The organism is Telluria mixta (assembly GCF_029223865.1).
GTDB classification, from domain to species: domain Bacteria; phylum Pseudomonadota; class Gammaproteobacteria; order Burkholderiales; family Burkholderiaceae_D; genus Telluria; species Telluria mixta.
The window spans coordinates 5,254,498-5,277,905 of the sequence record NZ_CP119520.1 but is presented as its reverse complement, the minus strand read 5'-3'; the positions used below and the strand labels follow the sequence as shown (position 1 = coordinate 5,277,905).

At 66.7% G+C, this 23,408-nt stretch carries 16 protein-coding genes and 1 pseudogene; 13 read left to right on the top strand and 4 right to left on the bottom strand.

The features are described 5' to 3' along the window. Positions 1 to 47: 47 nt before the first annotated feature. Positions 48 to 1,397 (bottom strand): methyl-accepting chemotaxis protein, encoded by a 1,350-nt coding sequence (locus tag P0M04_RS23380; RefSeq protein WP_281042081.1) that lies wholly within the window; start codon positions 1,395 to 1,397, stop codon positions 48 to 50. Positions 1,398 to 1,606: 209 nt separating this feature from the next. Here P0M04_RS23380 and P0M04_RS23375 point away from each other — a divergent pair, with 209 nt between their 5' ends. Then, positions 1,607 to 2,539, top strand: coding sequence for a 4-hydroxyproline epimerase (locus P0M04_RS23375; RefSeq protein ID WP_281042080.1), 933 nt, complete (start codon positions 1,607 to 1,609; stop codon positions 2,537 to 2,539). Between the two features lie 7 nt (positions 2,540 to 2,546). On the opposite strand, the gene P0M04_RS23370 is transcribed toward P0M04_RS23375, so the two are convergent. After that, on the bottom strand, positions 2,547 to 3,290 hold the full coding sequence (locus P0M04_RS23370; RefSeq protein ID WP_259449389.1) for an AraC family transcriptional regulator: 744 nt from the start codon (positions 3,288 to 3,290) through the stop codon (positions 2,547 to 2,549). Positions 3,291 to 3,444: 154 nt separating this feature from the next. Here P0M04_RS23370 and P0M04_RS23365 point away from each other — a divergent pair, with 154 nt between their 5' ends. Genes P0M04_RS23365 through P0M04_RS23345 form a run of 5 tightly spaced genes read left to right on the top strand, consistent with a single transcriptional unit; the run spans position 3,445 to position 8,179 of the window. After that, positions 3,445 to 4,350: a dihydrodipicolinate synthase family protein gene (locus P0M04_RS23365; protein WP_259449390.1), complete on the top strand. Its 906-nt coding sequence runs from the start codon at positions 3,445 to 3,447 to the stop codon at positions 4,348 to 4,350. Then, positions 4,347 to 5,465: an NAD(P)/FAD-dependent oxidoreductase gene (locus P0M04_RS23360; RefSeq protein WP_259449391.1), complete on the top strand. Its 1,119-nt coding sequence runs from the start codon at positions 4,347 to 4,349 to the stop codon at positions 5,463 to 5,465. The genes P0M04_RS23365 and P0M04_RS23360 overlap by 4 nt, the downstream gene beginning before the upstream one ends. Next, positions 5,452 to 5,715 (top strand): 2Fe-2S iron-sulfur cluster-binding protein, encoded by a 264-nt coding sequence (locus tag P0M04_RS23355; protein ID WP_259449392.1) that lies wholly within the window; start codon positions 5,452 to 5,454, stop codon positions 5,713 to 5,715. The genes P0M04_RS23360 and P0M04_RS23355 overlap by 14 nt, the downstream gene beginning before the upstream one ends. Beyond that, positions 5,712 to 6,974 (top strand): FAD-dependent oxidoreductase, encoded by a 1,263-nt coding sequence (locus P0M04_RS23350; protein ID WP_259449393.1) that lies wholly within the window; start codon positions 5,712 to 5,714, stop codon positions 6,972 to 6,974. Before P0M04_RS23355 ends, P0M04_RS23350 begins: the two co-directional genes overlap by 4 nt. Further along, entirely contained in the window at positions 6,971 to 8,179 is a 1,209-nt protein-coding gene (locus P0M04_RS23345) for a M24 family metallopeptidase (RefSeq protein ID WP_259449394.1), read from the top strand. The genes P0M04_RS23350 and P0M04_RS23345 overlap by 4 nt, the downstream gene beginning before the upstream one ends. Before the next feature lie 1,413 nt (positions 8,180 to 9,592). Here P0M04_RS23345 and P0M04_RS23340 read toward each other — a convergent pair. Together P0M04_RS23340 and P0M04_RS23335 are read right to left on the bottom strand one after the other, a co-directional pair. After that, positions 9,593 to 9,967, bottom strand: a complete 375-nt coding sequence (locus P0M04_RS23340; protein ID WP_259449395.1) for a hypothetical protein — start codon at positions 9,965 to 9,967, stop codon at positions 9,593 to 9,595. A 192-nt stretch (positions 9,968 to 10,159) separates the two neighbouring features. Continuing rightward, positions 10,160 to 11,116, bottom strand: a complete 957-nt coding sequence (locus tag P0M04_RS23335; RefSeq protein WP_259449396.1) for an alpha/beta hydrolase — start codon at positions 11,114 to 11,116, stop codon at positions 10,160 to 10,162. Positions 11,117 to 11,302: 186 nt separating this feature from the next. Here P0M04_RS23335 and P0M04_RS23330 point away from each other — a divergent pair, with 186 nt between their 5' ends. From P0M04_RS23330 to P0M04_RS23300, 7 genes and pseudogenes are all read left to right on the top strand, one after another. Then, a complete protein-coding gene (locus P0M04_RS23330; RefSeq protein WP_259449397.1) occupies positions 11,303 to 12,706 on the top strand; it encodes a glycoside hydrolase family 88/105 protein in 1,404 nt (467 codons plus the stop codon). 25 nt (positions 12,707 to 12,731) lie between these two features. Beyond that, a complete protein-coding gene (locus P0M04_RS23325; RefSeq protein WP_259449398.1) occupies positions 12,732 to 13,949 on the top strand; it encodes a BT3233 family polysaccharide utilization protein in 1,218 nt (405 codons plus the stop codon). A 222-nt stretch (positions 13,950 to 14,171) separates the two neighbouring features. Continuing rightward, on the top strand, positions 14,172 to 16,886 hold the full coding sequence (locus P0M04_RS23320; RefSeq protein ID WP_259449399.1) for a TonB-dependent receptor: 2,715 nt from the start codon (positions 14,172 to 14,174) through the stop codon (positions 16,884 to 16,886). A gap of 5 nt (positions 16,887 to 16,891) precedes the next feature. Next, positions 16,892 to 17,677 (top strand): rhamnogalacturonan acetylesterase, encoded by a 786-nt coding sequence (locus P0M04_RS23315; RefSeq protein WP_259449400.1) that lies wholly within the window; start codon positions 16,892 to 16,894, stop codon positions 17,675 to 17,677. Further along, complete coding sequence (locus tag P0M04_RS23310) at positions 17,674 to 20,274, top strand: pectinesterase family protein (protein ID WP_259449401.1); 2,601 nt, start codon at positions 17,674 to 17,676, stop codon at positions 20,272 to 20,274. The genes P0M04_RS23315 and P0M04_RS23310 overlap by 4 nt, the downstream gene beginning before the upstream one ends. Positions 20,275 to 20,284: 10 nt before the next feature. Then, a complete protein-coding gene (locus P0M04_RS23305; protein ID WP_259449402.1) occupies positions 20,285 to 22,132 on the top strand; it encodes a glycoside hydrolase family 28 protein in 1,848 nt (615 codons plus the stop codon). A gap of 138 nt (positions 22,133 to 22,270) precedes the next feature. Next, positions 22,271 to 23,313 (top strand): annotated as a pseudogene (locus P0M04_RS23300) (transporter). Positions 23,314 to 23,408: the final 95 nt, after the last annotated feature.

Sequence of the window (23,408 nt, the reverse complement as noted above, 5' to 3'; positions counted from 1 at the left end):
CCGACGAGTCTAGCAGCGCCGGGGGCGCGAAAATACGCGCTTTTCCACTACGCGGACACTTCCGCCTGCCGCAGCGTGCCGACCGCCTGCGCCACCGACGACGCGTGCGCGCACATCGTCTCCGCCGCATCGGCGCTCTGCTCGACCAGCTCGGCCGTCTGCCGCGTCGTCAGTTCGATCTCGCGGATCGAATCGCGCACCTGCTCGATGCCGTCGCGCTGTTCCTGGCTCGCGCCCGAGATCGCGGTCATGATGTCGGCCACGCGCTGGACCGAGCCGACGATCTGGTGCATCGCCTGCCCCGCCTCGTCCACGAGCCGGCCGCCCGCGTCCACGCGCACGACGGAGTCGCCGATCAGCTGCCGGACTTCCTTCGCCGCCTGCGCGCTGCGCTGGGCGAGGCTGCGGACTTCGCCCGCCACGACGGCGAAGCCGCGCCCCTGCTCCCCCGCGCGCGCCGCTTCGACGGCCGCGTTGAGCGCGAGGATGTTGGTCTGGAAGGCGATGCCGTCGATGACGTTGACGATGTCCTGCACTTCGCGCGAACTGGAACGGATCGATTCCATCGTCTGCACGACATCCGCGACCACGTCGCCACCCTTCACGGCCAGCGCCGATGCCGACGCCACCAGTTCGTCGGCCAGCGCCGCGTGATCGACGTTGCGCTTGACGGTGGCCGTCAGGTGGTCCACCGCGACGGCCGCCTGCTCCAGCCGCGTGGCCTGCGCCGCGGCCCGCGCGGACAGGTCGGCGCTGCCCGCCGCCACGGCGCTTGACGTCCGCGTGATCAGGTCCATGTCGCGCGCCACCTGGTCCGCGCTGCTGCGCATCGCCCGCAGCGTGTCGTGCAGCGTGCCCGCGCTCGCGGCGACGGCCGTCGTCTCGCGCTGCAGCCGGACCGCAAGGTATGACAGCACGGCCGCCTCGACGACGACGTACAGGGCGTGCAGCAGCACGATGCCGATGCCGGGGTGCGTGAAGCACATCGTCGGATAGCCCCACGCCTGCAGGTAGTTGAACGTGAGGTGGTGGACGGCGGCCGTCGCGGCGGCGGCGATGATCACGCGCCAGTCCTGGTAGCAGACCAGGAAGGCGAGCAGCACGAAGATCCCGAAATGCAGTTCCGTCATGCCGTGCGCCTGGTGGATGTTCAGCGCGCAGAACAGCATCAGCGCGACGGCCACGGACAGCCGCGTGGCCAGCCGCCCGGGCGCGGCCAGGATCAGCGCGCTCGGCACGAGGGCGAGCGGCAGGCCGGCGGCGAACGCCAGCGTCAGGGAGTCGTACACGAGCGCCAGCGCCAGCGACGTGGCGAAGAGCGCCCACAGGACGGCGAGGAACAGCCTGTCGGCGTTGTTGGCATGGTTGGCAGCGGGGCCGGATGAGATGGGATGCATTTTTGTGAATTCCCTATTTATTTACCCGTAACACATTGATTTTCCACGTCTATTTGCGTGGTAGCGTTTGATGATATTGGGAAATTTCCATTAAATTCTCGCCAATTGTCACAACACCTCGACCCCGTTCCGAATGTGTGCCGCTTTCCCTCATCAATATGCGGAAAAACAACAAGACCGGCCGGCAGCCCGCGTTTAGCCTTGAAGACATGAAAACAATCTCGATCATCGACTCCCACACCGGCGGCGAACCCACGCGGCTCATCGTGGACGGCGGCCCCGGCCTGGGCAACGGCCCCCTGTCCGGGCGCCTCGCGCGCATGCGCGACGGGCACGACCACATCCGCACGGGCACCGTGTGCGAACCGCGCGGCTCGGACGTCCTCGTCGGCGCGCTGCTGTGCGAACCCCATGCGCCGGACTGCGTGGCGGGCGTCATCTTTTTCAATAACGTCGGGTACCTGGGCATGTGCGGGCACGGCACGATCGGCCTCGTCGTGTCGCTGGCCCACCTCGGACGCATCGGGGCGGGACGGCACTGCATCGATACGCCCGTCGGCGTCGTGACGGCCGAACTGCACGCGGACGGTGCCGTCAGCATCGAGAACGTCCCGTCGTACCGGGCGCGCAAGGATATCGGCGTCGACGTGCCGGGTTACGGCACCGTGCGGGGCGACGTGGCCTGGGGCGGCAACTGGTTCTTCCTCGTCGAGCGGCATGCGTTCGACGTCGCCCCCGCGAACATCCCGGCGCTGACGGCGTTCGCGCAGGCCGTCATGGCCGCGCTGGCCGCACAGGGCATCAGCGGCGATGGCGGCGCGCCCATCGACCACGTCGAACTGTTCGCCCCGTCGCAGACGGCGGACAGCCGCAACTTCGTGCTCTGCCCCGGCAAGGCATACGACCGCTCGCCCTGCGGCACGGGCACCAGCGCGAAGCTGGCCTGCCTGGCGGCGGACGGCAAACTGGCGGAAGGCGCCGTGTGGCGCCAGGAGAGCATCATCGGCAGCGTGTTCGAAGGCAGCTGGCGCCGCGATGGCGACGCCGTCGCGCCGACGATCCGCGGCACGGCCTGGGTCAGCGCCGAATCGACCCTGCTGTTCGACGACAGCGATCCGTTCGCATGGGGCATCCCGGCTTAGGATTTTTTCATCTGCAACCCATCTGAAGCCCATAAGCGCTCGGGCTCATGCCCACGTACGACTTGAATTGCCGGCTGAACGCGCTGTGGTCCGTGTAGCCGCATTCGTACGCGATCTCCGCGATCTTCGCGCCGGGATTCTGCTCGATCAGGGTGCGCGCGGCCGTCAGCCGGCATTGCACGAGCAACTGCCGCGGCGAGTGCTGGAACACTTTCTGGAACAGCCGCTCCACGCGCGACAGCGACAACCCCGCTTCTTCCGCCAGCGCCTTGAGCGAGATGTTGTCCCGGTAGTTCTCGCTGATGTGCTGCGCGATCCGGGCGATTTGCCGGTACGCCGGGTGCAGGTCGTCGAGCAGGCCCAGGTCCTGCGACGTGCCGATCAGGCCGACCACGGCGCCATCCTTGCCGAACAGCGGAATCTTCTTCGTGATGCACCATCCGCGGCTGCGGCCGGGGTAGATGTGCAGTTCGAGCTGTTTGTCGATCGCCGTGCCGCTGGCGATGACCTGCCGGTCCTGCGCGAGATACGTCTCCGCCAGCGCGCGCGGGAACAGTTCCAGCGCCGTCTTGCCGAGCACATCCGTCTTGTGCCGAACTCCGCAACGCCGCACCATCGTACGGTTGATGCTCAGATAGCGGCCGTCCCGGTCCTTGACGAAGAATGCGACGTCGCCGAGCGCGTCGAAGATCGCCTCGACGGCCTGCATGCCGATGGTGTCGATGGCCTGGATGGTGGTGTGGTCGATCATGATGTCCTCCAGGACGCCAATATAGGCGCGTTGGACCCGCATGGCAAACGGCGGCCGGGCATTGTGCCGATTTCGGCCTGCCCGACGCCACCTTCACGCAAGACCCCGGCGGCAAACAGGCCTAGCATGGATACTTTCAAAAGGAGACAAACCCATGTGGAAAGGTGTTCTTCCCGCCGTCACCACCAAGTTCAACGAGGACGGCTCGCTCGACCATGACGAAATGCTGCGCTGCTTCGGCATCCAGATGGACGCCGGCGTGGATGGCCTTATCGCCTGCGGCTCGCTCGGCGAGGGCCCGATGCTGTCGCACGACGAGAGGATTGCCGTCCTCAAGCTGTGCAAGGAAGCGGCCGGCAACAAGCCCGCGCTGCTGACCGTCGCCGAAGCGGCCACGAAGGATGCGTGCGCGCTGGCGCAAAAGGCGGCCAGGGCGGGCGCGGACGGCCTGATGGTAGTCCCGAGCACGATCTACCACACGGACCCGCGCGAGACGGTGGCGACCCTGCGCGCCATCGCGCAGGCGGGCGACCTGCCGATCATGATCTATTCGAACCGCCTGGCTTACCGCGTCGACGTGACCGTCGAGATCATGGAAGAGCTGGCGGACGACGCGCGCTTCGTCGCCGTCAAGGAATCGTCGGACGACATCCGCCGCAGCACCGACATCATCAACCGTTTCGGCGACCGCTTCGACCTGCTGACCGGCGTCGACAACCTCGCATTCGAAGCGCTCATGGTCGGCGCGCAGGGCTGGGTGGCCGGCGTGGGCCTCGCCTTCCCGGAAGAGACGGTGGCGATCTGGCGCCTCGTGCAGACCAGGCGCCATGACGAAGCGCTGCGCATCTACCGCTGGTTCCGCCCGCTGCTGGACCTGGACGTCTCGACCTACCTCGTCCAGAACATCAAGCTCGCGGAAGCCATCGCCATCGGTTCGAACGAACGCGTGCGCGCACCGCGCCTGCCGCTCGCCGGCGCGCGCCGCGAAGCGGTGGAGCAGACGATCCGCGCCGCCATCGCCAACCGCCCGCAGTTGCCCATTCTGCCCGTGCTGGCGTGAAGCATCCGGACGTGATCGTCGTCGGCGCCGGCATCGTCGGTGCCGCCTGCGCGGCGGAACTGCAGGCGCTCGGGCGCGACGTGCTGCTCGTCGACGGGGGCGTCCCCGGCGGCGGCGTGACGGCGGCCGGCATGGGCCACCTCGTCGCGCTCGACGAGACGGACGACGAACTCGACCTGTGCCTGCTGTCGCTGGCGCGCTGGGACGCGTACCTGTCCACCCGGACGGACCTCGCGGAACACGTCCGCTGCGGCACGCTGTGGGTCGCCGAGGACGATGCGCAGATGGCCCATGCGCGCGTGCGCGCCCAACGGCTGGGCCGGCGCGGTTGGGATGCCGTCGAACTGTCCGGCGACGCGCTTGCGCGCATGGAACCCGCACTGCGTGCCGGCCTCGCGGGCGCCGTGCGCGTCGTGCGCGACGGCGTCGTGTACCCGCCCGCCGTCGCGCGCGACCTGGCCGACACGCTCGTCGCGCTGGGCGGGCAGACGCGGTTCGGCACCGCCGTCGCCCGCATCGACGATGGTGCGATCACGCTCGCCTCCGGTGAACGCATCGCCGCGGGCGACGTCGTCGCCGCCGCGGGGACGGCCGTGACGCGGCTGCTGCCCGACATTCCCGTCTTCCCGCGCAAGGGCCATCTCGCCATCACGGCCCGCACCCCGCGCCGCCTGTCGCACCAGGTCGTGAGCATGGGGTATGGGCAGACGGCAGCGGGGAGCGACGCCCTCGCCGTCGCCGCGAACGTCCAGCCGCGCATCACGGGACAATGGCTGATCGGGTCGTGCCGCCAGGACGGCATCCGGCATGCCGACGTCGACCCGCGCGTGCTCGCCCAGGTGCTGCGCTCCGCCATTGCGCTGCTGCCCTGCCTGGCCGACATGAAGATCATCCGCAGCTGGACCGGCATGCGCCCTGCCACGTACGACGGGCGTCCCGTCATCGGACGTCACCCGGCATTGCCGCACGTGTGGGTCGCCGCGGGCCACGAGGGCCTCGGGGTCACGACGGCATTCGGCACCGCGCAACTGCTGGCGGACCTGATGCTGGACCGCCCCGCTTCCATCGCCGCCATCCCCTATTCACCGTCGAGGTTCGCCCATGTCCCCGCCTGATCTCTCGAGCCGCGTAGTGGTCGACGGCGTCGCCGTCGACGTCCCGCGCGGCGTCACCGTCGTTGCCGCGCTCGTCGCCGCCAATTCGCTGTGTACGCGGCGCTCCGTCACGGGCCAGCGCCGGTTCGCCTTCTGCGGCATCGGCCAGTGCCAGGAATGCCGCGTGACCGTCGACGGCTGCGCCAACCAGCTGGCGTGCGGGACGATCTGCGCGGACGGCATGACCATCGCCACGGGAGGCGACTGGTGAAGACCCTCGTACACATCGTCGGCAGCGGCCCGGCCGGACTGTCCGCGGCGCGGACGGCCCTCGATGCCGGCGCAAGGATCTGCCTGATCGACGATAATCATGCCCCGGGCGGCCAGATCTGGCGCGGCGGGCCGGCGCGCTGGACCGATGCCCGCGCACGCGACGCCTGGAACCTGCTCCGCGGCCACCCGGACTGCACCGTCATGCAGGATGCCCAGGTCATCGGCTGCGGAGGCTCCCGCACGCTGCTCGTGGAAACGGGCGGGCGTGGCGTCCCCGTCCCGTTCGAGCGGCTGGTCCTCTGTTCGGGCAGCCGCGAGCTGTCGCTGCCGTTCCCCGGCTGGACGCTGCCCGGCGTCACGGGTGCAGGCGGGCTGCAGGCGCTGATCAAGGGCGGCATGCCGGTGTGCGGGCGCCGCGTCGTCATCGCCGGCACGGGCCCGCTGCTGCTGGCGACGGCGTCGACGGCGCTGCGCGCGGGCGCGCACGTCGCGGCCATCGTCGAACACCAGCCGTGGTCGCGCCTGTCGGCGTTCGGCTTCGGGCTGCTGTCGCGGCACGGGAGGAAATTCCTGCAGGCGGCGTCGCTGTTCGCCGAGTTGCGCGGCATTCCGTACGTGACGGGCGCGCGGCTCGTCGAGGCGCAGGGCGAGGATGTGCTGCGCGGGGTCGTCGTCCGGACCGGCGACAGGGACATCGACTATGCCTGCGACTTTCTCGCGGCAGGCTTCGGCCTCGTGCCGAACACGGACCTCGCGCGGGCGCTCGGCTGCGAGATCGTCGACGGCGCCATTCACGTCGACGACGGACAGCGGACGAGCCGCGCGGACATCTGGGCCGCCGGAGAATGCACCGGCATCGGCGGCGTCGACAAGGCGGTCGCCGAGGGGCGCATCGCTGCGCTCGACGCGCTGGGCCTGCCCCCGTCGGGGCGCGACCTGCCGCTGCGGCGCGCGTCGCACGCATTCGCGGCGCTGCTGGCCCGCACCTTCGCGCCGGGCGCGTCGCTGCGCGCAATGTGCGGCCCGGAGACGATCGTGTGCCGCTGCGAGGACGTGACGAGGGCGCGCCTGCTGCCGCACCGCGACTGGCGCGAAGCGAAACTGGCGACGCGCGTCGGCATGGGCCCCTGCCAGGGCAAGACCTGCGGCGCGGCGTGCGCCTTCCTGTTCGGGTGGTCCCACGAGGATGCCCGGATACCGATCATGCCCGCGACCGCGCGGGCGCTGTCAGACTTTGCAAAACAAGGAGAAGCATGAACATGGGTGGCACCGACAAACAGGCCGCACTCGATGCGTTGACCGACATGACCCCGGGCGCCGTGCCCATCACGCTGGCCGAGCACCGGGCGCGCATCGCACGCGCGCAGGAATTCATGGCGGCGCAGGGCATCGCCGCCGTCTACCTCAACGCCGGCAGCAACCTGACGTATTTCACGGGCACGAAGTGGAGCCCCAGCGAACGCATGGTGGGCGCCATCCTGCCGGCCGACGGCGACCTGGTGTACATCGCGCCAGCGTTCGAGGAAAGCACGATCCGCGACTTCATGGTCGTGGAGGGCGACATCGCCGTCTGGGACGAACACGAACAACCCGCCGCGCGGCTGCGCGCCGTGCTGGAAGAACGCGGCATCGCGGCCGGCAGCGTGCTCGCCATCGACGACAGCACGCCGCTGTTCCTGTTCGACGCGATCCGCGCCGCTACCGATGGCTACATCTTGCGGAATGCCCATCCGGTGACGTCGCACTGCCGCAGCCGCAAGTCGGATGCGGAAATCGCCCTGATCCAGCGCGCGATGGACATGACCATGGCCGTGCACGTGGCGGCGGCGGCTATCCTCCACGAAGGCATCACGACGAAGGAAGTCGAGGAATTCATCCACCTCGCGCACCGCAAGGTCGGCGCAAGCGGCTCGTACTTCTGCATCGTACTGTTCGGCGAAGCGACCGCCTACCCGCACGGCGTCAGCTATGTGCAGACGCTGAAGAAGGGCGACACGGTGCTGATCGACACGGGCTGCAAGGTCCACAACTACATCTCCGACATCACGCGCACGTACGTGTTCGGCGAACCGTCCGAGCGCCAGCGCTTCGTGTGGAACGCGGAAAAGGCGGCGCAGCGGGCGGCATTCGACGCGGCGCAACCGGGCGTGCCGTGCGAAGAGGTGGACAAGGCCGCGCGCCGCTCGCTCGAGGCAAACGGCTTCGGCCCCGGCTACAAGCTGCCCGGCCTGCCGCACCGCACGGGCCACGGCATCGGTCTCGACATCCACGAAGGCCCCTACCTCGTCGGCGGCGAAACCCGGGCGCTGGAACCGGGCATGTGCTTCTCGAACGAGCCGATGATCTGCGTGCCGGGCGAATTCGGCGTCCGTTTGGAAGACCATTTCTACATGACGGCGAACGGACCGAAATGGTTCACGCAGCCGGCTGAGAACCTGGAGAATCCGTTCGCGGCGGGATGACATGGAGGGCGCCTGGCAAAACCTTTCGACGTGCCCTCGACAGACGAACAGGATGCCGGTCGAGGTTGCGAGATCGTCGATACGCGGCCGCCCGCCTTGCGAAGATCGGCGATGAGCCGGTAGACGAGGTGCAAAAATGCGCCGAAGGTCTTCCGGCAGAATTTTTCGGGCCATGGCGTCAGTCCGTTTGCGAACACGGTCGCAATCTTAGGGCCAGGACTAAGGTGGTGTACGTCCGCGATCGACCCATTGCAGACATACTGCAATCTTCAAGTTAAGGGAAAATGCGACCTAGCATCCTGTATCTGGACAGATGACGCGGAAAGAGCGCAGGTTGTCGTACCGGAACGTTACGATCCAAAGTACGGCTATGACGAGCCAAATGTACAACGAATTCAATCGCCCTGTTTGCCGTACTCGTTTAATGATCTCGGATAGCGAAATCAAGTTAAAGACCAGGTAGGCCAGCAGCACGGGGAGCATCAGAAAAAACCAATAAAACGCATCCCCCGGTCCGCCTGGTAGTCCTTCATCATCCGGAATTGTCCAAACATCTGAGCCTAACCGCAGATACGTTGCCATACCGATCAAGTTGAGTACGACCCAGATCGGTGCACGTCGGAAGTAAAGAGTCATGTCATAACCTTGGGTTAGATACGACCAATTTCATCAGCCCTAACGTCCGCTCTTGGCCGAACCCGGCCGTTCGGTTCAGCATAGCAGGTTGCCGTCGAGGAAAAGTCACGGAGTGTAACCACCGGCCGGCACCGATCCATTGCGGACCTTCACCGTGCGCCATTCAACGTGCGGTTGTTCTGTTACTTTTGCGGCACTTCTGCCGCATGTACTCCACGCCGCCATACGCCATAGAAGACTAGTGCACCGACTAGACCGTGCACGCCAAACAGCAAAACGCTCTCGGCATAGGTAAGCCAAGCATACGATGTCGGCACTCCATTAACATACATGTCTACGTACCTTCCGTGCCAATTTTGACCGGACGAATATCCCTCAAGCGTACGTGGCCAAGACAGCGCCGCGGGTAGCATACCCAAGAGGATGCCGGCAATTGATAGCGAAGTCCAGTTAAGATAAGCGAATTTCCGGAGCAGTAAAAACGTAGGAATTCCTAGCAGAAGAACAGCCGCTGCAGCGACTACGACCACCGAAGCCAAAACTAGCCCCAGCCCATACATTGGGGTCGAAGAAGCAAAATAGTCCGGAGCAATACGTACAAAGAAGACCACCGGTTGAACCGCCACTGCAGCGATGAATGGTAGTAATAAGCGCATATATGATGGGCATGCTGCCCGGCTAGCTTAACAATCGGTGTTGTGGTCCCTTATGGTCGATCTGCCCACGCCTGAATGTCCGCTCGTGACCGATCTCGGCCGCTTCTGCAATGGCACATAATCAGTCCCTGCTCTTGATTTCATACACAACGATCTTTCCGGCCGCATCCCGAAGAGTGAGCTTGTTGCCAGTTACTTTGATTAGCGCATCACCTTCACTTGGCGCATAGCCCGTCTTGAGACGATTATTTTCGATTTTCCAAACCGTCAACGGACCAGTACAGGTGTCTTTGAAGCAGCTGGTGATTGCCAGGTTACCGCCTTTGCCGAAATACAGATCCGAAGAACGGTCCTTGTCCTTCGGACTGACTAATTGAAGGTGGGCACCTTCCAAATGGACTGAGGACCACGACAGTTCTTTCGTTGCATCGGCAGCGGATGCGTTCAGGCCTGGTATGAGGATGGCGAGGACGATGGAACGGCTGATGTTTCGCAATTTGGCACCTGAGGTTATATGGATACGTCTGGATTTGGATGTTGTAGGCCGTGCAGCTCAGCATAGCAGCTGACGGACGCGAAAAAAGTCACGAACGGTCACGACTGGCGGAAATCGGCCCGCATTATTCCCGATCCAGGGAAATGATCCGTGCAACCGAAGCCCGCTGGGCAGGCTTGTCATTTTCGGGGCTCACAGCCGCGGACGGAGATACTCACGCAAAAAACCGTCCGTCGCCTCCACCGTCGGCGCCAGCCACGGATCGAACAGCCAAAAACTGTGGGGCGTGTCGGGCACGGGCACGACCCGGTTCGGCACGCCCAGCCTCCGCAGCTTCTCGGCCATCTCTTCCCGCCCCAGGCTGAAACGCCGCTGCGCACTGACGATGAACAGGATCGGCGGCGTGGTTGTCTTGACGTGATACAGCGGCGACGCGTCGCGCCACAGCGCCGCCTTCTCCGCATAACGGCCGCCGAACCAGGCGCCGGCGGATGACGGCTGTTTGGCCGGATCGTCCTCGTACTTGCGCGCTTCCTCCGACGTGAAATCCGACAGGCCGTCGATGTTCACGATCGCCTGCACGTCGCTCGACACAGGCCCGCCGTCCGGATCGAAGTGTGGCTCGCCGTTCGTCACGCCCGTCAGCGCCGCGATCTGGCCGCCGGCCGAGCCGCCCGCGATGGCGATGCGGCCCGGATCAATGCCGTACTCGCCCGCATGCGCCCGCACCCAGCGCACGGCGGCCTTCGCGTCGTGGATCGCCGCCGGATACGGTGCTTCCGGCGACAACCGATAGCTGATGGTGGCGGCCACATAGCCCCGTTCGGCCATGCGGATCGCCATCGGCGCGAAGTTCGCGCGCACGCCCGTACGCCAGCCGCCGCCGTGCACGAACACGATGGCCGGGCGGGGCGCCGTGGTGCCCGCCACGGGCAGGTACAAGTCCAGCTTCAGGTCATGGGCGCCACGACGCACGTAGGTCACGTCCGCCACGGCGCGCACGGTCCGCGGCACGGTGCGGCTCGCGATGCGGATGAACGGGTACTTCGGGACCAGCTTCGCGTACGTCGTCTCGGCCGTGTAGCTCTCGGGCGCCGGCGCTTGCGCAGGCTGCGCCGCGCATGCGGCCAGCAGAAAACCCACACCCATCCAACATATCGCCCTGCGCATCCCCGCCTCCGTCTCCTCGTCGGAATTCGAGTATGCCACCGAAAAACACATCCCGGCTAGTCCACCTTGCAAAAGTGGCCAGACCAACCTAGAATGGTCTGGCCAAATAAAGGACAGACCATTCAATGAGTCGTCCATCATATAAAAACGACCGGAGACTACACGGTGCCGCCAACCAGATTGCTCGCCATCCTGGCCGCTTTCGCGTGCCTTGCCGCCCCTGCGCATGCAGAGGGCCCCTATCGCAACCCCGACAACAAGAACCCGGACGACACGGCCGAAGGCACGTATCCGGTGCCGTACAAGAAGCCGGTCGCCGCCGAGATCGCGGCGTCGCTGCAGCGCATCCGCGGCTACGTCGACAGCCAGACGCCGACGCGCGTCGTGCACAAGGGCAGCGGCGCGCCCGTCACGGATTTCCGCACGCCGGTCGCGGACGCCGTCGTCGACAAGGGCGACGCCGACTTCGGCCTGCAGGCCTATGAAATGGGCGTGGTGCACGCCGGCCTGCTGAAAGCCACTGCCGCCACCGGCGACAAGAGCTATACCGCCCTCACGCAGCGCCACCTGCAGTTCTTCGCCGACCGCCTGCCGTATTTCCGCGAGCAGGAACAGCGCTTCCACCTCGAGCGCAGCAACAGCTTCGCCCACTTCCTCGACCCGCGCGCGCTCGACGACGCCGGCTCGATGTGCGCCGCGATGATGCGCGCGCGCCAGGCCGGCATCGGCCCCGATCTCTCCGCGCAGATCAAGGTGTGCGGCGACTGGGTGGCGAAGCGCCAGTTCCGCCTGCCGGACGGCACCCTCGCGCGCCAGCGCCCGCAGGCCGTGTCGCTGTGGGCCGACGATATGTACATGGGGATCCCCGCGCTGGCGGAACTGGGCCGCATGACGGGCTCCCGCGCGTACTTCGACGACGCCGTGAAGAACATCCTGCAGATGACGGACTACATGTTCGATCCGCAGCGCAACCTGTACACGCACGGCTGGAACGCGACCAACCCGGACGCGCCGCGCTTCTACTGGGCGCGCGCGAACGGCTGGGCCGTGCTGGCCATGTCGGACGTCCTCGACGTGCTGCCGAAGGACCACCCGGGCTATCCAAAGGTGATGGCGCAGCTGAAAAAAACGCTGCGCGGCATCGCCGAGCGGCAGTCCGGCGCGGGACTGTGGCACCAGATGGTCGACCGCGACGATTCCTACCTCGAGACGTCGGCCAGCGCCATGTTCGTCTACGTGCTCGCGCACGCCGTCAACGAAGGCTGGATCAGTGCGACGACGTACGGCTCGATCGCGCAGGCCGGCTGGAACGCGCTGTCCGCGCGCATCGATGCCCAGGGCCGCGTGGAAGGCACGTGCGTGCAGACGACGTTCGCGAGCGACCAGGTCTATTACTACAACCGGCCCACCAGCACGACGGCGATGCACGGGTATGGTCCGATGCTGCTGGCTGGCGCCGAGATGATCCGGCTGCTGAACAACCCGGCGGTCGACATCCAGTTCCGCGTCCGCACGTATCACTACGTGCCGAAGGGCGGCGGGCAGACCAGCTACCGCGAACATCCCTGATCCGGCACCAATGAAAGCCCCGACCATGCAAGCGAAAACCCTGTTTTGCGCCGCAGGCCTCGTGCTGTGCGCGAGCGCCGGCGCAGCAGACCGTCTGACGGTCACCGTGACCCACGACCTCGACGCGGCGCGTCCGTCCGAGACGATCGTCATCCCGTGGCAGGACGTGAACGCCGCGCTGCCCGGCGCGCTGATCCAGCACCTCGTCGTGAAGGATGGCGCCGGCCGCGTACTGCCCTATCAGGTGACGAATGTGGCGCCGCTGGCCAAGGACCCGCAAGGCGTCGGTGCCGCGTACGGCGAACTGCTGTTCCAGCACGACTTCAAACCCGGCGAAAAGACGGCGACGTTCGTCGTCGAAAAGAGCGACGCGCTCACGCCGCCGTTTGCACCGAAGGCGTTCGCGCGCTACGTGCCGGAGCGCCTGGACGACTTCGCGTGGGAGAACGACGTGATCGGCCACCGCACGTACGGCCCCGCCCTCGCCGCGCCGGCGCCGCCGGGCAGCGGCAAGGAAGTGCTGGAGACGAGCGGCCTCGATATCTGGTTCAAGCGCGTGGATTACCCGATCGTCGACCGCTGGTACAACAAGGGCCACGACCACTACCACAAGGACGAGGGCGAAGGCATGGACATGTACAACGTCGGCCGCTCGCGCGGCGCCGGCGGAACGGGCGTGTGGGACGGCGGACGCCTTTACACCAGCAGCAACTGGGCCGGCTGGAAGGTGCTGGCCAATGGGCCGATCCGCGCCGTGTTCGAATTGTCGTACGCCGCTTGGAATGCAGCCGGCACCCAGGTCACGGAAACCAAGCGCTTCACGGTCGACGCGGGCCGCCAGCTGGACCGGATCGACAGCACGTTCACCTTCTCCGGACCTGCCGCGCTGACGGTGGCCGTGGGCCTGAACAAGACGCCGTCGGACAAGAAACAGGAGCCGCGCATCGCGCTCGTGAAGGATGAGAAGAACCATGCGCTGCTGCAGTGGGTCGAGCAGGCGTCGAACGGTGCGTTCGGCACCGCCGTCGTGCTGCCCGCGTCCACCGGCTTTGCCGAGGACGCGCTCAACGACCTCGTACTGGCCCGCGTGGAATCGGGCAAGCCGCTGCGCTACTGGGTCGGCGCCGCGTGGGACCGCGCCGGACGCATCACGTCCAAAGCGGCGTGGCAGGCGTACGTCGCCGCCGAAGCCCAACGCGCCGCGCACCCGGTACGCATCGCGCTGAAAGCCGGCGCAAACTGAGATCAGTCATCATATGTGTTGCTTTCTCAGCACATCCTCATCATAATCTGGTCTGGCCACATTGATCTTGTGGTCAGACCAATCTAGAATGATTCCATCAAAGAGCCCCACGCTGGACGTGCGGGTTCGACCTTGCCAGGCTGGTTTTGTAAGAAGCAATCATCGGCGCCCATCCCCCGTGGACGCCGACACGTCATCGACATAAAAACAGGAGACAGCTTCATGAAATACCCCCGCAGCACCCCGCCCCGCCATTTCGTCATGTCCTCGATCGCGCTCGCGGTCCTCTCCCTCGCCCAGCAGGCGCAGGCCCAGCAGACCGACGCACCGGTCCAGCGCGTGGAAGTCACCGGCTCCAGCATCAAGCGCCTGGCCGCCGAGGAAGCCCTGCCCGTCACGACCATCAAGGCCGAGGAACTCGTCAAGCAGGGCATGACCACGCTGGCCGACGTGATGATGGCGCTGCCGCAGTCGGCGTCGCTGCAGCCGTCGAATGCCGGCTCGGGCACCAACATCAACCTGCGCGGCCTGGGCGTGAACCGCACCCTCGTGCTGCTGAACGGCCGCCGCCTCGCCAACGAAGCCATCGCCGACGGCTACGCCAACCTCGACGTCATCCCGATCAGCGCGCTGCAACGCGTCGAGATCCTGCGCGACGGCGCGTCGTCGATCTATGGGTCGGACGCGATCGGCGGCGTCGTCAACTTCATCACCAAGCGCGAAGTCGAGGGCGGCAACGTCACCGTGCAGCTCGTGCAGCCGCAGCGCCACGGCGGCGGCGACGAGCAGCGCATCCAGGCCACGTTCGGCAAGGGCAACCTGGAACGCGACGGCTGGAACGTCTACGGCACCATCGACTTCCACCAGCGCAGCCGCCTCGCGCTGTCGGACCGCACCGGCTTCGTCCCGGACGACGCTGCGATGGCCGCCATCGGCCTGCCCAGGACCACCGCCAGCGGCGGCTACGCCACGCCCGCCAACTTCACGAGCTCCGCCAACAAGAGCGCGGCGAATCCGTACTACGCGAGCGGCTGCCTGAATCCGTATTCGATCCAGGGCGGGAAGAACACCTGCATCCTGAACGACGCCAACTATGGCACCGCGCTGCACCCGAACAAGCAGCTGACGATGTATGCCAAGGCGACGAAGAAGATCGACGCCGACAACACCGTCACCGTGGAATACACGCGCGGCGACGAATCCATCTTCGGCTACAAGAATCCGACCCAGGCACTGGCCGTGGGCTCCCGCGCCGCGATCCTGCCGTCGACCAGCAAGTGGTACCCGGGCAAGAGCGGCGGCGTGCCCGCCGTCGCCGGCATCACGAACCAGCCGCTGACCGTCTCGTGGGCGGTGGCCGACTTCGGCCCGGCCGTCACGCGCGACAACCAGATCAACCAGCGCCTGCTGCTGTCCGCCGACGGCCACCTGGGCAACTGGGACTACAAGGCCGGCATGACCTACGGCCTGTCGCTGCGCAAGGGCTACTATAAATCCGGCTACTTCTCGGGTACGGGCCTGCTGGACGGCCTGGCGAACGGCACCCTGAATCCGTTCGGCCTGCAGGACCAGGCCGGCCGCGACTACCTCGAATCCATCGCCGCCGACGGCATGCAGAACCGCAGCTCGAAGAGCGCGTACTACGGCTTCGACGGCACGGTCAGCCGCTCGCTGATGGCCCTGCCCGGCGGCGACCTCGCGTTCGCGCTGGGCGCCGACCTGCACCGCGACACCAACGAAGACACGAAGCTGGCGCAGGCCGCCGACATCACGTATGCCAAGAGCGTGCCCGCGCACGGCGAAAGCGCGCGCAACGTGGCCGGCATCTACACCGAGATCGACGCGCCCGTCACCAAGACCCTGGACCTGAATGCCGCCCTGCGCGTCGACAAGTACAGCGACGTCGGGTCGACCGTCACGCCGAAGATCAGCTTCCGCTGGCAGCCGGTGAAGAGCGTCATGTTCCGCGGTTCGTTCAACACGGGCTTCCGCGCGCCGACCCTGTTCGACCGCTACGGCTACCGCACGACCGTCGCCAACACGACAACGGCCGGCCGCTGGGACGATCCGGTCCTGTGCCCGGGCCCGACGCCGGCGATCCCCGGCAGCGGCACGGCCGTCGCCGGCGCCAACGCGGCCGACGTCTGCAACGCGAAGCTGAACAAGCTGACCGGCTCGAACAACACGCTGCAGCCGGAACGCTCGAAGGGCGGCACGCTGGGTGTCGTCTTCGAACCGGCCCGCAACTTCACGGCGTCGCTCGACTACTGGCAGGTCAACATGAAGGACATGCTGGCCAACCTGCCGGAGAACGTCTACTTCACGAACTACGCCGACTACAAGAACCTGTTCGTGCGTAACGCCGACGGCTCGCTCGCCTACATCAACAACACGACGATGAACCTGGGCGGCCAGATCGCCGGCGGCGTCGACGTGTCGGCCAACTGGGAAATCGCGCGCAACAGCTACGGCACGTTCGGCGCCGCGATCGACGGTACGTACCTGACGCGCTTCGACAACCAGCTCGTGCCGGGCGGTCCGTGGATGTCCAACGTCGGGCAGTTCGGCTGGGCCAGCAACGGCACCACGTCCAGCTTCCCGATCATCACGTTCAAATGGAAGCACAACCTGCGCCTGTCGTGGCAGAGCGGCGACTACGCGGCCCAGCTGACGAACAACTTCAACAGCAAATACCGCGACGCCAACACGGCCGTCACGTCGCAGTACTACCGCGACATCCCGTCGTTCTCGACCTGGAACCTGACCGGCTCGATCCGCGTGCAGAAACAGGTGCGCATCACGGCCGGCGTCACGAACCTGTTCGACAAGGCGCCGCCGATCACCAACAACACGATCTACAGCAGCGGCTACCTGAGCAGCGTCTCGAATCCGGTCGGCCGCTCGTGGAACCTGCGCGTCAGCTACGACTTCGAGTGATCGCGATGCGCACGGTACTGTTGAAACGTATCGTCCTGGCCGGGCTTGTCCTGGCCGGCCAGGCCGGCGCCGCCGAGGCGCCGATCCGCGTAATCCTCGTCGGCGATTCGACGATGGCGAGCAAGAGCGGCTACGGCGACGCCTTGTGCGCCCGCTTCACGCCCGAGGTTTCCTGCGTCAATCTCGCGCGCGGCGGCCGCAGCACCGGCAGCTTCCGTGCGGAGGGCCGCTGGGACGAGGTCCAGCGCATGCTGAAGGACGGCGCGTCGTTCAAGGCCACGTACGTGCTCGTGCAGTTCGGCCACAACGACCAGCCGGGCAAGCCGGGCCGGTCCACCGACCTCGTCACCCAGTTCCCCGTCAACATGGCGCGCTATGCGCAGGAGACGCGGGACCTGGGCGGCGTGCCGGTGCTCGTCACCCCGCTCACCCGGCGCACGTTCAAGGGCGCGTATCTCGGCAACGACCTGGCGCCGTGGGCCGAGGCGACCCGCCGCGCGGCCGCGCAGGAACATGCCGTGCTGCTGGACTTGAACAAGGACAGCGTGGCCGCCGTCCAGGCCATGGGCCAGGACGAGGCGGATACGCTGGCCGTCGTGCCCCGTCCGCCGGGCTACGGCCTGCCGGTCGACCCCAACAAGGTCGAACCGGCCGGCGCCGCGAAGACGGCCTTCGACCGGACGCACCTCGGCGCCAAAGGGGCGGACTTTTTCGCGCGCATGGTCGAGCGCGAGCTGGTGGCCGCAAGGCCGGAGACGGCTGTTTATTTCAAGGACGGGGGCAAGCCTTGAGGCGTCTCGCTGGCCTCGCGTGCATGCTCGCTTCCGTGGGCGCGCACGCGCAGGACACACGCACCGTGCGCGAACCCGTCGTCCCGCCAGCCTGCGCGGTCCTGATCGGCGAGACCACGAACACGGGACGCGACGACGCCGCGCGCATCCAGGCCGCCATCGACAAGTGCGCGCCCGGGCACGCCGTGGTGCTCGCCGCCAGCAACGACAAGCGCAGCTTCGTGGCCGGCCCGCTGCAGCTGCGCGACGGCGTCACCCTGCTCGTCGACAAAGGCGCGACGCTGTACGCCAGCACGGACCCGCGCCTGTTCGACCGCGGTGCGGGCACGTGCGGCACGAACGATGCGTCGGGCCGCGGCTGCCGTCCCTTCATCACGCTGGACGGCGTGCGCGGTGCCGGCATCATGGGCAGCGGCATCATCGATGGCCAGGGTGGACAGCGCATCGCCGGCAAGGAAGAGACGTGGTGGCAGATCGCCCGCCGCGCGCAAAAGGAAAAGACCCGGCAAAACGTGCCGCGCCTGATCCAGGCCGACCAGGCGCGCGACGTCACGCTCTACCGCATCACCCTCAAGAATTCGCCGAACTTCCACGTCACGCTGAACAACGTGGACGGCTTCACCGCGTGGGGCGTCACGATCGACACCCCGCACGACGCGCGCAACACGGACGGCATCGACCCGATCTCGTCGCGCAACGTCACCATTGCGCACAGCATCATCCGCACCGGCGACGACAACGTCGCCATCAAGGCCGGCGCCGCCGGGCCGACGGAGAACGTATCGATCGTGCTCAACCGCTTCTACAGCGGCCACGGCATGTCCATCGGCAGCGAGACGAACGGCGGCGTGCGTCGCGTGCTCGTCGAGAACCTGACGATGGACGGTACGACGTCCGGCCTGCGCATCAAGAGCAACGACATGCGCGGCGGACGGGTGGACGGCATCGTCTACCGCGATGTCTGCCTGCGCGGCATCCGCTCGCCCATCGAGATCACGACGCATTACGAACAGCCCGCGCAGCCGGGTGCCCTCGTCCCCGACTATGCCGGCATCCGCATGGAGCGGGTGCGCAGCACGACGCCGGGACGCATCCTGCTGCAGGGGTACGACGAGGCGCATCCGCTGGCGCTGGACTTGAAGGACGTGGCCATCGCGGCCGGGTCGGACGTGAAGCAGGAGCATGCACGCGTGCAAGGCGGGTTCGGTACGGCGCCCGATTGCACGGACCGGTTCCTGCCTTTTCCGGAGCAGGCAGTCCGGAATCCGCGGCCCCAGCTGACGCCGGCCCTGGCCGCCGACTACGACTACCGCACGGTATTGCGCTACGTGGGACCGGTCGGCAACGAACGCGTGGACCCGTGGGATCCGCTCGCCGACCCGCTCGCGACCGGCGCGCCGCTGCGTGCCGACTACACGGTCGATGCACATGCAGCCGCCGACGGCACGACGCGTTTCGCCACCGTGCAGGCCGCGGTCGACCACGCCGTGGCGACGGGCGGCACGCGCCGTATCGTCATCCGCATCGCCCCGGGTACGTACCAGGAACTCGTCTACGTGCCGCCGGGCGCACCGCCGATCACGCTGGATGGCGGCGGCGCCGACCCGCAGGCCGTGCGCATCAGTGCAGCGCTCGATGCGTCGACGACGGGCGCCGCGTACCGCGACCGCTACGCCGCTGCGTTCGAACACGCGGCGCCCGGCGTGCGCTCGATGTACGACGCGCTGAAGGATTTACCTGCCCTGCAGACGACGGGCTCCGCCACCGTCTGGGTGCGCGCCGACGGTTTCCAGGCCCGCAACCTGACGATCGAGAACGCGTACAACCGCGACGGTGGAGTCACGCATGCGGAGTGCAAAGGCGACAACTGCCCCGACACGACGGGCGGCAGCCGCGTGCATCACCAGGCCGTCGCGCTGCGCGTCGACGGCGCGGACAAGGCACAGTTCGAGCGCGTACGCCTGCTCGGCCTGCAGGACACGCTGTTCCTCAGTTCGAAGGACGGCACGGAAACGGTGCGCAGCTTCTTCCACGATACGCATATCGAAGGCGACGTCGACTTCATCTTCGGCGACACCATCGCCTTCTTCAAGGATTGCGACATCCACGCCATCGATGGCCGCGCCGCGTCCTACGTCGCGGCGCCGGACACGAACCGCCGCGCCAGATATGGCTTCGTGTTCGACGGCTGCCGCTTCACGAGCGATGCGCCGGGCCCGGCCCGCACGCAGTTCTACTTCGCGCGCCAGTGGTTTCATAACGAACGCTGCACACCGTACGGCTTCGTCCCCGTCGACGGCTACACGTGCCGGCTGGGCGATATCGACGTCTACAAGGCACCGAACGGCACGATCCGCAAGCGCACGCTGGAGACGGTCGGCAAGGCCGTGATCCTGCGCTCGCGCATCGGCCCGCATTTCGAGAAGACGACGCCGTGGTCGGAATGGAACCGCAACGGCACGCTGGCGCACCGTCCGGCGCAATTCAGCTCGGACGATTACTGGGACAACCTGGCCGGCACGCCGTTCCCGCCGTCAGGCCCACGGCCCGCCCCTGCCGACATCTATCTCGCCGAATACGACAACACCAATGAGTGACGGAGACACCATGAAGCAATCATTCGACGCCCGCCGCGGCTTTCTGAAGACGGCCGCCATCGCGGGCCTCGCACTGTCCGGCCCCGCGCGCACGCTGGCTGCGGCAGGCGATCCGTGGCAGGCCGCAGCAAGCATCGCGCGCCGCCTCGCCAACCCGGTCAAGTTCCGCAAGGCCGACTACGTCGTCACCGACTTCGGCGCCGCACCGTGCAAGCTCGTGCCCGTGAAAGCGTGGGTATCGTTCGAGGACCAGGCGGACTTGCCGACGCCCGCGCCGGGTTCGAAGGACTGCTATGCCGCGATCCGTGCCGCCATCGAGAAATGCCACGCCGAGGGCGGCGGCCGCGTCGTGATCCCGAAAGGCGACTGGTATTGCGCCGGCCCCATCGTGCTGCTGTCGAACGTGAACGTGCACCTCGCGAGCGGCGCGCACGTCTACTTCAGCAACGATCCGGCCGACTATGCGAAATACGGCGACGTCGACTGCGGCCCGAACGGCAAGCTGGTCGTGTCGCGCTGGCAGAGCAACGACTGCCTGAACTTCTCGGCCATGATTTATGCGCACAACCAGGACAACATCGCCCTCACCGGCGACGACTGGACGGCGATCCTCGACGGCCAGGGCGGTGTGCCGTTCCCCGGCCGCGCCGACTGCTGGTGGACGTGGAAGGGCAAGAACGCGACCATCAACTCCGTCGCCCAGGACAAGTCGCCGAATTATGTGCCCGGCAAGCTGGCGCAGAACCAGGTCAACGAATTGAATCCGAAGTCGCTGGCCGACGTGGCACCGGGGCTGCCGGAAGAAAAACGCCGGCTGATCCAGGGCGAAGGCGACAAGTGGCGCGCGGACGACGCGTACCTGCCGGCGCTGTCGGAAGCGGGCGTGCCTTTGGCGAAGCGCGTGTTCGGCCTGGGCCACTACCTGCGTCCGCCGATGATCCAGCTGATCGGGTGCACCAACGTGCTGCTGGAAGGCTACCAGGTGATCCACACGCCGTTCTGGCAGCACCACCCGGTCGCATGCCGCAACCTCACCATCCGCAAGGTCCACGCGAACAGCCTGGGGCCGAACAGCGACGGCTTCGATCCGGAAGCATGCGACACGGTGCTGGTGGAAGGCTGCCAGTTCAACACGGGCGACGACTGCATCGCCATCAAGGCCGGCAAGAACCTCGACACGCAATACGGCCCGTCGCAGAACATCGTCATCCAGAACTGCACGATGCAGAGCGGCCACGGCGCCGTCACGCTGGGCAGCGAGATGGCGGGCGGCATCCAGAACGTGTACGCGCAGGACCTCGTGTTCGAGAACATGAACTGGGCGACGAATCCGCTGAACACGGCCATCCGCCTGAAGACGAACATGAACCGCGGCGGCTTCCTCCGCAATTTTTATGTCCGCAACGTGAGCATCCCGAACGGCGTGCAGACGTCCCCGTCTTTCTATGCGTCGCTGCCCGGATCGCCGATCGCGTCCCGGACGGTGGCCACGGCCGCCGGCGCCGTCGTCACGTTCGACTGCGACTACACGCCGCGCGCGGACAACGTGCGCGTGCGCCCGCCCGAGGTGCGCAACGTGCATATCTCGAAGGTCAAGGTGGGCAACGTGAAGACGAAGGACGGGTCCCTGGCGTCGTGCTTCCAGGCGTTCGTCGTCCTCGGGCCGGTAGCGTCCGACTACAACGGACCATCGCCGGCGCCGGCCGTGCTGCCCGTGCGCGACGTGACGATCACGGACTGCGACTTCGGCACGCCCGTCAATGCGGCGCAGCCCTGGTACACCTATAACGTGCGGGGGCTGAAGCTGGCGAACGTGAAGATCGGCGGGAAGCGGTACGACACGACCTTGTCGGCTTAACCGTCGTTCCCGCGAAAGCGGGAACCCATGCTGAATCTCCGAATTCGGATGCCATTCGCCGTGAGCGCCGTCGCATAATTCTGAAGCTCAGTATGGATTCCCGCGTACGCGGGAATGACGGTACGCTAATGCCCTACAATGCCGTCACCTCTGGCTTGCATGGGATGGATGATGGCGACACCGGCGTTCAACTACGGCTCCGACGTGACGGGGCTGGTCTGGGGCTTCCTGATGGGGAGTGTCGCGCCGGCGGGCTCCATCGACGCGAAGGAAGCCGAGGCCTGGTTGCGCGCCCCCGTCCCCGGACAGTTCGTCTGGCTGCACTTCAACCTCTCGAATGCAGCCAGCGAGCGCTGGCTGCACGCCCACGCCGGCCTGCCCGACGAATTCTACGAGACGCTGCACCAGGGCTCGCGCTCGACCCGCATCGAGGTCGCGGACGATGCCCTGATCGCCGTCGTCAACGACGTCCTGCATAATTTTTCGGTCGACACGGCCGAGATCTCCACCCTGTGGGTCCACGTGACCCCGCACGGCGTGATCACCGCCCGGCGCAAGCCGCTCGAATCCATCGAACGCCTGCGCCAGGACGTGCTGGGCGGCGCGCCGTTGCGCTCGTCCGTCGAGTTGCTCGTCCATTTGCTGCGCGACCAGGCCGACGTCCTCGTCAACATCGTGCGCGATGCCGTTGCACGCGTCGACACCGCCGAGGACCAGTTGCTGGCCGGCCGCCTCACGCGCCGGCGCGAAGACCTGGGCGCGCTGCGCCGGGTGCTCGTCCGGCTGCAGCGGCTGCTCGCGCCCGAACCGGCCGCCCTCTTCCGCCTGCTGCAGCGTCCCCCGCCTGGGTGGCGCCGGAAGACCGCCAGGAACTGCGCCAGTCGACGGAAGAGTTCACGGTCGTGCTGTCCGACCTCGCCGCGCTGCAGGAACGGATCAAGCTGCTGCAGGAAGAGATCGCGGCCCGGGTCAACGAGGACAACAACCGCAGCCTGTTCCTGCTGACCATCGTGACGGTGATGGCCCTTCCGATCAACCTGATCGCCGGCCTGCTGGGCATGAACGTGGGCGGCGTGCCGCTGTCCCAGCATCCGCATGGCTTCTGGCTCGTGCTGGGTTTCACGGCGCTCGTCACGGGTGCCATCGCCTGGATGTTGCTACGATTGCAACGACCGCGTTGACCTAACATGTCTTTACCATAGCAAAACAAGATACGAGCCCCCGCATTGGGTATAACTCGTTTCGTGCCATCACGTTAAGCTTCTTGCCTCAGGAA

Coding starts and splice junctions, on each gene's coding strand:
- P0M04_RS23380 (WP_281042081.1), bottom strand. CDS start 1,397: ATGCATCCCATCTCATCCGGCCCCGCTGCCAACCATGCCAACAACGCC.
- P0M04_RS23375 (WP_281042080.1), top strand. CDS start 1,607: ATGAAAACAATCTCGATCATCGACTCCCACACCGGCGGCGAACCCACG.
- P0M04_RS23370 (WP_259449389.1), bottom strand. CDS start 3,290: ATGATCGACCACACCACCATCCAGGCCATCGACACCATCGGCATGCAG.
- P0M04_RS23365 (WP_259449390.1), top strand. CDS start 3,445: ATGTGGAAAGGTGTTCTTCCCGCCGTCACCACCAAGTTCAACGAGGAC.
- P0M04_RS23355 (WP_259449392.1), top strand. CDS start 5,452: ATGTCCCCGCCTGATCTCTCGAGCCGCGTAGTGGTCGACGGCGTCGCC.
- P0M04_RS23345 (WP_259449394.1), top strand. CDS start 6,971: ATGAACATGGGTGGCACCGACAAACAGGCCGCACTCGATGCGTTGACC.
- P0M04_RS23335 (WP_259449396.1), bottom strand. CDS start 11,116: ATGGGTGTGGGTTTTCTGCTGGCCGCATGCGCGGCGCAGCCTGCGCAA.
- P0M04_RS23325 (WP_259449398.1), top strand. CDS start 12,732: ATGCAAGCGAAAACCCTGTTTTGCGCCGCAGGCCTCGTGCTGTGCGCG.
- P0M04_RS23320 (WP_259449399.1), top strand. CDS start 14,172: ATGAAATACCCCCGCAGCACCCCGCCCCGCCATTTCGTCATGTCCTCG.
- P0M04_RS23315 (WP_259449400.1), top strand. CDS start 16,892: ATGCGCACGGTACTGTTGAAACGTATCGTCCTGGCCGGGCTTGTCCTG.
- P0M04_RS23305 (WP_259449402.1), top strand. CDS start 20,285: ATGAAGCAATCATTCGACGCCCGCCGCGGCTTTCTGAAGACGGCCGCC.